Origin of the sequence: Agrobacterium sp. V1 (assembly GCF_030518355.1) — a bacterium.
In the GTDB taxonomy this organism is placed as follows: Bacteria; Pseudomonadota; Alphaproteobacteria; order Rhizobiales; family Rhizobiaceae; genus Agrobacterium; species Agrobacterium cucumeris.
The window spans coordinates 1,645,570-1,657,991 of record NZ_JAULSF010000001.1 but is presented as its reverse complement, the minus strand read 5'-3'; the positions used below and the strand labels follow the sequence as shown (position 1 = coordinate 1,657,991).

11 protein-coding genes and 1 tRNA gene are annotated in these 12,422 nt (G+C 57.7%); 10 read left to right on the top strand and 2 right to left on the bottom strand.

Annotated elements, in window-relative coordinates; all coding sequences use genetic code 11:
• The first annotated feature begins 352 nt into the window (after positions 1 to 352).
• Complete coding sequence (locus QSV77_RS08130; RefSeq protein ID WP_302733087.1) at positions 353 to 721, top strand: MliC family protein; 369 nt, start codon at positions 353 to 355, stop codon at positions 719 to 721.
• Positions 722 to 1,202: 481 nt separating this feature from the next.
• Here the strand turns inward: QSV77_RS08130 and QSV77_RS08125 are convergent, their stop codons facing one another.
• On the bottom strand, positions 1,203 to 1,835 hold the full coding sequence (locus QSV77_RS08125; RefSeq protein ID WP_142840181.1) for a TerC family protein: 633 nt from the start codon (positions 1,833 to 1,835) through the stop codon (positions 1,203 to 1,205).
• 401 nt (positions 1,836 to 2,236) lie between these two features.
• On the opposite strand from QSV77_RS08125, the gene tuf reads away from it, so the two are divergent.
• Positions 2,237 to 3,412: an elongation factor Tu gene (gene tuf, locus QSV77_RS08120; RefSeq protein WP_080824790.1), complete on the top strand. Its 1,176-nt coding sequence runs from the start codon at positions 2,237 to 2,239 to the stop codon at positions 3,410 to 3,412.
• 67 nt (positions 3,413 to 3,479) lie between these two features.
• Here tuf and QSV77_RS08115 read toward each other — a convergent pair whose 3' ends face one another.
• Positions 3,480 to 4,067: a histidine phosphatase family protein gene (locus QSV77_RS08115; protein ID WP_302733086.1), complete on the bottom strand. Its 588-nt coding sequence runs from the start codon at positions 4,065 to 4,067 to the stop codon at positions 3,480 to 3,482.
• 194 nt (positions 4,068 to 4,261) lie between these two features.
• Between QSV77_RS08115 and QSV77_RS08110 the strand changes: the two genes are divergently transcribed.
• The 8 genes from QSV77_RS08110 (at position 4,262) to rpoB (ending at position 12,267) form a co-directional block, all read left to right on the top strand.
• Positions 4,262 to 4,337 (top strand) — tRNA-Trp (locus QSV77_RS08110).
• A gap of 183 nt (positions 4,338 to 4,520) precedes the next feature.
• Positions 4,521 to 4,721 (top strand): preprotein translocase subunit SecE, encoded by a 201-nt coding sequence (gene secE, locus QSV77_RS08105; protein ID WP_003523719.1) that lies wholly within the window; start codon positions 4,521 to 4,523, stop codon positions 4,719 to 4,721.
• A gap of 32 nt (positions 4,722 to 4,753) precedes the next feature.
• The gene (nusG, locus tag QSV77_RS08100; protein ID WP_046798156.1) at positions 4,754 to 5,284 is read left to right on the top strand and encodes a transcription termination/antitermination protein NusG; all 531 of its coding nucleotides are present in this window, start codon (positions 4,754 to 4,756) and stop codon (positions 5,282 to 5,284) included.
• Positions 5,285 to 5,426: 142 nt separating this feature from the next.
• Positions 5,427 to 5,858: a 50S ribosomal protein L11 gene (rplK, locus tag QSV77_RS08095; RefSeq protein ID WP_027677153.1), complete on the top strand. Its 432-nt coding sequence runs from the start codon at positions 5,427 to 5,429 to the stop codon at positions 5,856 to 5,858.
• 2 nt (positions 5,859 to 5,860) lie between these two features.
• The gene (gene rplA, locus QSV77_RS08090) at positions 5,861 to 6,556 is read left to right on the top strand and encodes a 50S ribosomal protein L1 (RefSeq protein WP_142840179.1); all 696 of its coding nucleotides are present in this window, start codon (positions 5,861 to 5,863) and stop codon (positions 6,554 to 6,556) included.
• A 356-nt stretch (positions 6,557 to 6,912) separates the two neighbouring features.
• Complete coding sequence (gene rplJ, locus QSV77_RS08085) at positions 6,913 to 7,431, top strand: 50S ribosomal protein L10 (RefSeq protein WP_142840178.1); 519 nt, start codon at positions 6,913 to 6,915, stop codon at positions 7,429 to 7,431.
• Positions 7,432 to 7,490: 59 nt separating this feature from the next.
• On the top strand, positions 7,491 to 7,868 hold the full coding sequence (gene rplL, locus QSV77_RS08080; protein WP_142840177.1) for a 50S ribosomal protein L7/L12: 378 nt from the start codon (positions 7,491 to 7,493) through the stop codon (positions 7,866 to 7,868).
• 262 nt (positions 7,869 to 8,130) lie between these two features.
• Positions 8,131 to 12,267 carry a DNA-directed RNA polymerase subunit beta gene (gene rpoB, locus QSV77_RS08075; RefSeq protein WP_142840176.1) on the top strand — a complete coding sequence of 1,379 codons (4,137 nt, stop codon included), beginning with the start codon at positions 8,131 to 8,133 and terminating at the stop codon, positions 12,265 to 12,267.
• The last annotated feature ends 155 nt before the right edge of the window (positions 12,268 to 12,422 follow it).

Sequence of the window (12,422 nt, the reverse complement as noted above, 5' to 3'; positions counted from 1 at the left end):
AGTTGATCCTGCGGTTCGACCCGCATCCAGCAATTCAACGGTAAGCGCTGTCCCGTGACGGCCGACCGGCAATGTGGGCGGATGACCAGACGATTTCGAAACTATCTCACAGTGCTGGCCATATCATTGCTGATGTGGGCGGTTATCCTTGGCGCCGCTTATTGGATGTATCGATAAGGGCACCGGGTGTGCCTTCCGGCATGAGCTGACAGCGGATGGACGTGTCGTCGATACGCTTCGGCATGTCCCCGTCGTTCATGTTCCCGCAAATTCCAAAAGTCAGGAATGGTCCGCCCAATTTTGGCTTTGCTGTCGTGACCTTATGTTTCGACTGGATCAGGAAAGGGTCATCATGAGAAAATCCATCGCCATCACGTGTCTCGCAATCCTGTCGCCGATGGTCGCTTCCAGCGCTCTGGCCGAAGACTTGGTGATTCCGCTTCCGAAGGACGCGACGATTGAAAAGGTCGAGGCTGTCTATCAATGCGACGCCGACACGGTGGATGCCGTTTATTTCAATGCCGGCGACATCAGCCTCGTGCGGCTGGGGCTGAAGGATGGCGTCATCGTTGCTGCGAATGTCATTTCAGGCTCAGGCGCCAGATATCAGGGAGGCGTTCACGTCTGGTGGTCGAAGGGTGAGGAGGCCGATCTTTATGATCTGATGGCGGATCCGGAGATGAAGAAGCCGGTTCACTGCGTGGAAAAGAAGAAGTCCTGATCGGCAGCAGTAGCCTTTAAAGGAGCGGCGGCAGGGCGGTTATGAAACCTTGCCATGCCGCCGGTCAGTGTTGGTCTGCGCTTGCGGCGCGTTCAGACGAGAACGAGCGACGCCAGCAGCGCGAGAAGGATGAGGGAGCTTGCGACAACGCCGAGTTTCACCCTTCGAAGGCGACGGGTACGACCGCCGCTCCAGTCATAAGCCATTGGCAGCTTTACCTTTCTTTTTATTATTATGACTTATTACTAGCTCCCTAGGCTTGCTTGTGGCTGACCTCAATTGCCAGAACCCATAGGCGAGAAATTACGATTTCCCTGCCTTGCCCGGATGTTGCAGCGGTTGAATCGCGTGATTCTCGAGGTGTGCCTGCCGGTGGGTCGAAGGGGTTTTCGAAGACGTTCATCGCACTCGGCAGCGCGTAAAAAAGGCCCGGAAACCTTCACGTTTCCGGGCCTTTCAAATGGCGCTCCTGCGGGGCGGCTCAGCCCAGATAGGCCTTGATATAGGGCAAGACTTCGATCACGCCGTGATAGAGCATGTTGAGCGCCACATAGATGATAACCATCAGACCGAGATAGGAAATCCAGCGATAGCGGTGCAGCAGCTTGGCGACGAAGTTGGCGGCAAGCCCCATGAGGGCGATCGAAACGATGAGGCCGATCACCAGGACGGTCACATGTTCCTGTGCGGCGCCGGCAACAGCCAGAACGTTGTCCAGCGACATGGAGACATCGGCGATGACGATCTGGGTTGCGGCCTGAAAGAAAGTCTTGTGGCCTTTGGTCAGATCGGCTTCGTCGTCGGTCACCTCGTCTTCGATGGAGCCGGCAGCTTCGCGCAGTTCAGACCACATTTTCCAGCACACCCAGGCGAGCAGCAGGCCGCCGAACAATTGCAGCCCCACAATGGCGAGAAGCTGCACGGTGACGGCGGCAAAGGCGATGCGCAAAACGGTGGCGGCGATGATGCCCACCAGGATTGCCTTGCGGCGAAGATGGGCGGGAAGACCGGCGGCGGCAAGGCCGATGACGATGGCATTGTCGCCCGCCAGAACGAGATCGATCGCGATGACCTGTAAGAATGCCGTGAAACCGGCGGCTGTGAAGATTTCCATGGAATGGTCCTGAAACGGATAGAAAGGTCGCGGGGGAAAGCGACGCAACGAGATAAGGCATGGGATGGCGCCCGGCGCCGCATCGGGATCGCCCGTCTCCCCCGGCGATGGATTGTCCTTAAGCCATCATGGCGGTGCAGGTAAAGAAGTTGTGATGGAAATATCTTAATTAGTGATCGAGAATAGCAGAAAGGCACTCCGCGCGGCTTGCGTCGATGTCATCCTTCCAAGGGTTTAAATGTCGCAAACGGCACACCATATGCGGGCCTCGGGGCACGCTTGAAGCGCGTGCGCAGGCGCTTTCGCAATTAAGTCTTGCGCATTCGCTTACAAAGCCTTAAACGGCGACACCAAACCGGTTCGCCGGGGAAACTACTTCACGTTCACAGGAAGCAATTCACATGGCAAAGAGCAAGTTTGAGCGCAATAAGCCGCACGTCAACATTGGCACGATCGGTCACGTTGACCATGGCAAGACGTCGCTGACTGCCGCGATCACGAAGTTCTTCGGCGAATTCAAGGCGTATGACCAGATCGACGCCGCGCCTGAAGAAAAGGCCCGTGGTATCACGATTTCGACGGCACACGTTGAGTATGAGACGCCTGCCCGTCACTACGCGCACGTCGACTGCCCCGGCCACGCCGACTACGTGAAGAACATGATCACCGGTGCTGCCCAGATGGACGGCGCGATCCTGGTTTGCTCGGCTGCTGACGGCCCTATGCCGCAGACCCGCGAGCACATCCTGCTTGCCCGTCAGGTTGGCGTTCCGGCAATCGTCGTGTTCCTCAACAAGGTCGACCAGGTTGACGACGCCGAGCTTCTCGAGCTCGTCGAGCTTGAAGTTCGCGAACTTCTGTCGTCCTACGACTTCCCGGGCGACGATATCCCGATCGTCAAGGGTTCGGCACTTGCCGCTCTTGAAGATTCTGACAAGAAGATCGGTGAAGACGCGATCCGCGAGCTGATGGCTGCTGTTGACGCCTACATCCCGACGCCTGAGCGTCCGATCGACCAGCCGTTCCTGATGCCGATCGAAGACGTGTTCTCGATCTCTGGCCGTGGTACGGTTGTGACGGGTCGCGTTGAGCGCGGTATCGTCAAGGTTGGTGAAGAAGTCGAGATCGTCGGCATTCGTCCGACTTCGAAGACGACGGTTACCGGCGTTGAAATGTTCCGCAAGCTGCTCGATCAGGGCCAGGCTGGCGACAACATCGGTGCTCTGGTTCGCGGCGTTACCCGTGACGGCGTTGAGCGTGGTCAGATCCTGTGCAAGCCGGGTTCGGTCAAGCCGCACAAGAAGTTCATGGCAGAAGCCTACATCCTGACGAAGGAAGAAGGCGGCCGTCATACGCCGTTCTTCACGAACTACCGCCCGCAGTTCTACTTCCGCACGACGGACGTTACCGGTATCGTTTCTCTGCCGGAAGGCACGGAAATGGTTATGCCTGGCGACAACGTCACGGTTGAAGTCGAGCTGATCGTTCCGATTGCGATGGAAGAAAAGCTGCGCTTCGCTATCCGCGAAGGCGGCCGTACCGTCGGCGCCGGCATCGTGGCTTCGATCGTCGAGTAATCTTTTCCCGTAAGGGATTTGAGAAAACCCCGCTGGAGACAGCGGGGTTTTTTATTGCAAAAAAGCCTCAGCAATCGACCCGGACAATGTCGCCGTGCCTGAGATGGAAGAACGCGTCTTGCGGTACTTCGAGGCGCAGTGTCTCGTCTTTCGGGAGGCTCGCATAAACGCCGCGTAATATCCGGCTGGTGATGCCGTGGCAGATGATGATCGCGTCGCGGGCCTGCCTCTGTTTGATCGTCTCCAGGCTGCGGGCAACGCGGTCCGTCATTTTCTCAAATGTTTCACCCCCAGGGGCGTGAAAAAACCACTCATGCCGGTCCAGTCCGTCGCGCATGCCGGGATATTCGTGATCGATCTCGTAATCCGTCATGCCATCCCATGCACCCATGCCGATTTCCATCAGACCCGGATCGAGGGTGATACCGTCGATCATGCCGATCTCGCCGGCTATGATCTCGCAGGTCTGCCGTGCCCGTCCGAGCGGGCTCGAGAAAACATGCGCTTCACCTGTGCCGGTCAGCGCGGCGAGCTTACGCCCCATGCGCGCCGCCTGTTGTCGTCCCAGCTCCGTCAACGGCGAATCGATCTGACCCTGCCAGCGCTGGACGGCATTAAATTCGGTCTGGCCGTGACGGACGAGATAGATGCTCATGGGTTTTTCCTGTTGGGGAGTGTGAGAAAGATCAAGGGAATAGGTATTGTGCCGGGTGGGGCAGGCGGCTCGTCCGTGTATTTTGCCAGACATTGTGAAAAAACGAAAAACACCCTTGCCATTCTTTTCCGTGCACCTTAAAGGAACGCATATCGAACTGGCCAAGCGATTTTCGCGGTCAGTTACGGTGATGAAGGGGTATAGCTCAGTTGGTAGAGCGGCGGTCTCCAAAACCGCAGGTCGTAAGTTCGAGCCTTACTGCCCCTGCCACTTTCCATTCGCAAGCGCGGTCTTCGCTGCACGGCAGATGGATACCGGATTTCCGGTGAATTTCGCGGAATGTCGATTTCCTCTTGTTAAAAGTGGAATCGGTGTTTATGTAGGTCAAAACAGACACGCGGTGCGTGGGGCTGATTAGTTCGGCTTTACGCGCCGTAATTGCGTGGGCAGTCAATGGCATCCAAAACCAATCCGTTTACGTTTCTGCAGCAGGTTCGCGCCGAAGCGTCAAAAATTACTTGGCCGTCGCGCCGCGAGACCATGATTTCGACGGCTATGGTGCTGGTGATGGTCATTTTTGCGGCTCTGTTCTTCTTTGCTGCAGACCAGCTCATCGGCTGGCTGCTCAGCCTCGTGCTGAACGTAGGCCGGTAACGGCCTGGTGAAGGATTGAACGGAGAATAAAAATGGCAGCACGCTGGTATATCGTTCACGCATATTCGAATTTCGAAAAGAAGGTCGCCGAGTCGATCGAGGAAAAGGCCCGCCAGAAGGGTCTTGATCATCTTTTCGAGAAAATCCTCGTGCCGACCGAAAAGGTTGTCGAGGTGCGTCGCGGCCGTAAGGTTGATAGCGAACGCAAGTTCTTTCCGGGTTACGTGCTGGTGCGCGCCAACCTGACGGATGAGGCCTATCACCTCATCAAGAACACGCCGAAGGTTACCGGTTTCCTCGGTTCGGACAATAAGCCTGTTCCGATTCCCGATTATGAAGCCGATCGTATTCTCGGTCAGGTTCAGGAAGGTGTCGAGCGTCCGAAGTCTTCGGTTTCGTTCGAGATCGGCGAGCAGGTTCGCGTTTCCGACGGTCCGTTCGCGTCGTTCAACGGCGTGGTGCAGGATGTTGACGAAGAGCGTTCGCGCCTGAAGGTGGAAGTTTCGATTTTCGGCCGCGCTACGCCGGTCGAGCTGGAATACAATCAGGTCGAGAAGGTCTGATTGGAGGGGTGAAACCCCAAGCGCGTGGAAGGCAATCTGGCTCTCAAAGCCGGGGCAGGGCGCCGCACCACGCAACCGCAGCCGCCGGAGCGATCCGGCCAGAGAAGCCGGGTAACCGGTTTGAATTGAAAGGCAGAGAGATATGGCTAAGAAAGTTGCAGGCCAGCTCAAGTTGCAGGTAAAGGCTGGGTCGGCCAATCCGTCCCCGCCGATCGGTCCGGCACTTGGTCAGCGTGGCATTAACATCATGGAATTCTGCAAGGCGTTCAATGCCGCCACGCAGGAAATGGAAAAGGGTATGCCGATCCCGGTCGTCATCACCTATTACCAGGACAAGTCCTTCACCTTCGTCATGAAGCAGCCGCCGATGACCTATTGGCTGAAGAAGGAAGCTAAGATCACCTCCGGTTCCAAGACGCCTGGCAAGGGTGCCAAGGTCGGCTCCATCACCAAGGCTCAGGTCAAGACGATCGCTGAAGCCAAGATGAAGGATCTGAATGCAGCCGATATCGAAGGCGCAATGGCAATGGTTGAGGGCTCCGCCCGCGCCATGGGCCTGGAAGTGGTAGGTTGATCATGGCCAAGGTAGCAAAGCGCATTCAGAAGATCCGCGAAGGCGTGGATCCCAACAAGCTTTACGTTCTCACTGACGCCATTTCGATGGTCAAGGAACGTGCGGTTGCCAAGTTTGACGAAACCGTTGAAGTTTCGATGAACCTCGGCGTTGACCCGCGCCATGCGGACCAGATGGTTCGTGGCGTTGTCAACCTGCCGAACGGCACCGGCCGTGACGTTCGCGTCGCCGTTTTCGCCCGTGGCGTCAAGGCTGATGAAGCCACGGCTGCCGGCGCTGACGTTGTTGGCGCGGAAGAACTGGTTGAAATCGTTCAGGGCGGCAAGATCGACTTCGATCGTTGCATCGCGACCCCGGACATGATGCCGCTCGTCGGCCGTCTCGGCAAGGTACTCGGCCCGCGTGGCATGATGCCGAACCCGAAGGTCGGTACGGTGACGATGGATGTCGCCGGCGCCGTCAAGGCGTCCAAGGGCGGCGCTGTCGAATTCCGTGTCGAAAAGGCTGGTATCGTGCATGCCGGTATCGGCAAGGCTTCGTTCGACGCCAAGGCTCTTGAGGAAAACATCAAGGCTTTCGCCGATGCAGTCATCAAGGCAAAGCCGACGGGTGCCAAGGGCAACTACGTCAAGCGCGTTGCGATTTCCTCGACCATGGGTCCGGGCGTCAAGATCGACCCTTCGTCGGTTACGGCTTAATCAATTCTCGCGCGTCTTTCGGGGCGTGTGACTAAAAGAATTTCCGGCTCTCAGGGAGCCGGAGATTTCCGGGGAAACCCGGAACTCCTGTCCGAGATTGCAGGTGGCCATGTCTTTCGGGATCTGGCCTTAATCATTCAACCTGCATGAGACGGGTGAGGCTGGATTTGAGACATCCAAGCATGTCTGACTGTCCGGTTCGAACCTGGTGTGCCTGTGCCTGGAGCCGTTTGCGGCGACAGAGCGGGGGACAGGATCCTCGAGCGTCGCTCGGGATCTTTGTAAGAAGGTCCCCTGGGGCAAAGGCAAACCCGACGGGTTCACAATCATGTGGTCCCGTCTACTGGAGACAGACAGTGGAAAGAGCGGAAAAACGCGAATTCGTCACGGAGCTGAACGAAGTCTTCAAGGCTTCCGGTTCGGTTGTCGTGGCCCACTATGCTGGTGTCACCGTTGCGCAGATGAACGACTTCCGTTCGAAGATGCGCGCTGCCGGAGGCACCGTCAAGGTCGCGAAGAACCGCCTGGCCAAGATCGCTCTTCAGGGCACGGAGTCGGAAGGGATGACAAATCTCTTCAAGGGCCAGACGCTGATTGCATACAGCGTCGACCCGATGATCGCTCCGAAAGTCGTCATGGACTTCGCAAAGACCAACGATAAAGTCGTTGTTCTCGGCGGCGCCATGGGTGCAACCACGCTCAACGCCGAAGCAGTCAAGTCGCTTGCGACCCTGCCTTCGCTGGACGAGCTTCGTGCAAAGCTGCTGGGCCTTCTCAATGCCCCGGCAACTCGCGTCGCTACGGTTGTCGCCGCACCTGCAAGCCAGCTTGCACGCGTGTTTTCGGCTTACGCCAAGAAGGACGAAGCCGCTTAAGGCGGTTTTTCGCTGTAATTATTCAAACTGGTTCGAACTGAACAAAAGGAACTATCAAAATGGCTGATCTCGCAAAGATCGTTGAAGACCTCTCCACCCTGACCGTTCTGGAAGCTGCAGAACTGTCGAAGCTTCTTGAAGAAAAGTGGGGCGTTTCTGCTGCTGCTCCGGTAGCTGTTGCTGCTGCTGGCGGTGCTGGCGTTGCTGCTGCTGTTGAAGAAGAAAAGACTGAATTCGACGTGATCCTGGTTGACGCTGGCGCCAACAAGATCAACGTCATCAAGGAAGTCCGCGCTATCACGGGTCTCGGCCTGAAGGAAGCTAAGGACCTCGTTGAAGGCGCTCCGAAGGCTGTCAAGGAAGCTGTTTCCAAGGCTGAAGCTGCTGACCTCAAGAAGAAGCTTGAAGACGCCGGCGCTAAGGTCGACGTTAAGTAATCTTGCGATTGCTGGCGGGAAGGGGCTTCATGCCCCTTTCCGTCGTCATCGTTTTTAAAACTTATTACCCAAAAGCCGCGTGAAAATGGCTTTTGGGTAATGGGTTCTTCAAGAGAATGGTTCCGAACCGGCTCATCTAGGCAATCCGGCCTGATCGATCCGGGATGTGGAACGAGATTGATGATACCCATTGCTTGACGGGGTCGACTGGCCATCGGTTCCCGTCCGTTGCAGGCCCGGATGCAATTTTAAAGGAGCGACGATGGCTCAGACCCTTTCGTTTAACGGTCGCAGGCGCGTACGCAAGTTTTTCGGCAAAATTCCAGAAGTAGCGGAAATGCCGAACCTCATCGAGGTTCAGAAGGCTTCGTATGACCAGTTTCTCATGGTTGACGAGCCCAAGGGTGGCCGTCCCGACGAGGGATTGAATGCCGTATTCAAATCCGTATTCCCGATCACCGATTTTTCGGGCGCATCCATGCTCGAATTCGTATCTTACGAATTCGAAGCGCCGAAGTTCGACGTCGAGGAATGCCGTCAGCGCGATCTGACCTATGCAGCGCCGCTGAAAGTGACGCTGCGCCTCATCGTGTTCGATATTGACGAGGATACAGGCGCGAAGTCCATCAAGGACATCAAGGAACAGTCCGTCTACATGGGCGACATGCCGCTCATGACCAATAACGGCACGTTCATCGTCAACGGCACCGAGCGCGTCATCGTTTCGCAGATGCACCGTTCGCCGGGCGTGTTCTTCGATCACGACAAGGGCAAGAGCCATTCTTCCGGCAAGCTTTTGTTCGCTGCCCGCGTCATCCCGTATCGCGGTTCCTGGCTCGACATCGAGTTCGACGCCAAGGACATCGTCTATGCGCGTATCGACCGTCGCCGCAAGCTGCCCGTGACCTCGCTCCTGATGGCGCTTGGCATGGATGGCGAAGAAATCCTGTCGACCTTCTACACCAAGGCTTCCTACGAGCGCTCCGGCGATGGCTGGCGCATTCCGTTCCAGCCTGAGACGCTGAAGAATGCCAAGGTCATCACCGACATGATCGACGCCGATACCGGCGAAGTCGTTGTCGAGGGTGGCAAGAAGCTGACCCCGCGCCTCATCCGCCAGCTCTCCGAAAAGGGCCTCAAGGCGCTGAAGGCGACCGACGAGGACCTGTACGGCAACTATCTGGCCGAAGACATCGTCAACTACGAGACGGGTGAAATCTATCTCGAAGCCGGCGACGAAATCGACGAGAAGACGCTCGGCATCATCCTGCAGTCCGGCTTCGACGAGATTCCGGTCCTCAACATCGACCACGTCAATGTTGGCGCCTATATCCGCAACACGCTGTCTGCGGACAAGAACGAGAACCGTCAGGAAGCCCTGTTCGACATCTACCGCGTCATGCGTCCGGGTGAGCCGCCGACCATGGATTCGGCGGAAGCGATGTTCAACTCGCTGTTCTTCGATGCTGAACGTTACGATCTCTCGGCTGTCGGCCGCGTGAAGATGAACATGCGTCTCGACCTCGACGCGGAAGACACCGTGCGCACGCTGCGCAAGGAAGACATCCTCGCGGTCGTCAAGATGCTGGTCGAACTGCGCGACGGCAAGGGCGAAATCGACGACATCGACAACCTCGGTAACCGCCGTGTTCGTTCTGTCGGCGAGCTGATGGAAAACCAGTATCGTCTGGGCCTTCTGCGCATGGAACGTGCGATCAAGGAACGTATGTCCTCGATCGAAATCGACACCGTGATGCCGCAGGACCTGATCAATGCGAAGCCGGCAGCTGCCGCGGTTCGCGAATTCTTCGGTTCCTCGCAGCTGTCGCAGTTCATGGACCAGGTGAACCCGCTTTCGGAAATCACCCACAAGCGTCGTCTTTCGGCTCTTGGACCGGGTGGTCTGACCCGTGAGCGCGCCGGCTTTGAAGTCCGTGACGTTCACCCGACCCATTACGGCCGTATTTGCCCGATCGAAACGCCTGAAGGCCCGAACATCGGTCTGATCAACTCGCTTGCAACCTTTGCCCGTGTGAACAAGTACGGCTTCATCGAAAGCCCGTACCGCAAGATCACCGACGGCAAGGTGACGACCGATGTGATCTACCTCTCCGCCATGGAAGAGGCCAAATACTACGTCGCACAGGCCAATGCCGAACTTGATGGCGAAGGCGCCTTCGTTGAAGAGTTCGTTGTTTGCCGTCATTCGGGCGAAGTCATGCTCGCACCGCGCGACAACATCAACCTGATGGACGTTTCGCCGAAGCAGCTCGTTTCGGTCGCAGCGGCTCTCATTCCGTTCCTGGAAAACGACGACGCCAACCGCGCTCTCATGGGCTCGAACATGCAGCGTCAGGCCGTTCCGCTTCTGCGGGCGGAAGCGCCGTTCGTCGGCACGGGCATGGAACCGGTTGTTGCTCGCGACTCCGGCGCTGCCATCGCGGCTCGCCGCGGCGGTGTAGTCGACCAGGTGGATGCGACGCGTATCGTTATCCGCGCTACGGAAGACCTCGATGCCGGCAAGTCGGGCGTCGATATCTACCGTCTGCAGAAGTTCCAGCGTTCGAACCAGAACACCTGCGTCAACCAGCGTCCGCTGGTCTCCGTCGGTGACGCCATCTCCAAGGGTGACATCATCGCGGACGGTCCGTCGACCGACCTCGGCGATCTGGCACTTGGCCGTAACGCGCTCGTCGCGTTCATGCCCTGGAACGGCTATAACTACGAAGACTCGATCCTGATGTCGGAACGTATCGTTTCCGACGACGTGTTCACCTCCATCCACATCGAAGAATTCGAAGTGATGGCACGCGACACGAAGCTTGGTCCGGAAGAAATCACGCGCGACATTCCGAACGTTTCGGAAGAAGCGCTGAAGAACCTCGACGAAGCCGGTATCGTTTACATCGGTGCGGAAGTTCAGCCGGGCGATATCCTCGTCGGCAAGATCACGCCGAAGGGCGAAAGCCCGATGACGCCGGAAGAAAAGCTTCTGCGCGCCATCTTCGGTGAAAAGGCTTCCGACGTTCGCGACACCTCCATGCGCATGCCTCCGGGCACGTTTGGTACGGTCGTCGAAGTCCGCGTCTTCAACCGTCACGGTGTGGAGAAGGACGAGCGCGCGATGGCTATCGAGCGCGAAGAGATCGAACGTCTGGCGAAGGACCGCGACGACGAACAGGCAATTCTTGACCGTAACGTCTACGGCCGCCTGATCGACATGCTGCGTGGCCACGTTTCCATCGCCGGTCCGAAGGGCTTCAAGAAGGGCGTCGAGCTTTCCAACGCCGTCGTCTCCGAATATCCCCGCTCGCAGTGGTGGATGTTCGCGGTCGAAGACGAGAAGGCCCAGTCCGAACTCGAAGCGCTTCGTGGCCAGTACGACGAGTCCAAGTCGCGCCTTGAACAGCGCTTCATGGACAAGGTCGAAAAGGTCCAGCGCGGCGATGAAATGCCTCCGGGCGTCATGAAGATGGTCAAGGTCTTCGTTGCTGTTAAGCGCAAGATCCAGCCGGGCGACAAGATGGCCGGCCGTCACGGTAACAAGGGCGTCGTCTCGCGTATCGTTCCTGTCGAGGACATGCCGTTCCTCGAAGACGGCACGCATGTCGACATCTGCTTGAACCCGCTCGGCGTGCCTTCGCGCATGAACGTCGGCCAGATCCTCGAAACCCACCTCGCATGGGCATGCGCAGGCATGGGCAAAAAGATCGGCGAGATGCTCGAAGAGTATCGCAAGACGATGGACATCAGCGAGCTTCGCAGCGAGCTGACGGAAATCTACGCGTCTGAAGCCAATGACGAGGTTCAGCGTTTCGACGACGACTCGCTGGTGAAGCTTGCCGAAGAAGCCAAGCGCGGTGTTTCCATCGCGACCCCGGTCTTCGACGGTGCGCATGAGCCCGACGTCGCCGCGATGCTGAAGAAGGCAGGTCTGCATGAATCCGGTCAGTCCGTCCTTTATGACGGTCGTACCGGTGAGCCGTTCGACCGCAAGGTCACCGTCGGCTACATGTACATGATCAAGCTGAACCACCTTGTCGACGACAAGATCCACGCTCGCTCGATCGGTCCTTACTCGCTCGTTACCCAGCAGCCGCTGGGCGGCAAGGCGCAGTTCGGCGGACAGCGCTTCGGGGAAATGGAAGTCTGGGCTCTGGAAGCATACGGCGCGGCCTACACGCTGCAGGAAATGCTGACCGTCAAGTCGGACGACGTGGCCGGCCGCACCAAGGTCTACGAAGCGATCGTCCGTGGCGACGATACCTTCGAGGCCGGTATTCCGGAGAGCTTCAACGTTCTCGTCAAGGAAATGCGGTCGCTCGGTCTTTCGGTTGAGCTGGAAAACTCGAAGATCGAGAACCAGCCAGAAGACCAGCTGCCCGACGCGGCGGAATAAAAATGAGAGAGGCGGGCGCCTTCCGGGCGCCCGCCGGTTTCCCGTCAGCCCGGCTGGCGTGGGACACTTTCGCCGCATTGTGCGGTTAATCCGTATTTAAAGCTCTGGACGGCGACCCGGGAAGAAACCGGTCCGGATGCAAACAGGGGCAGCAG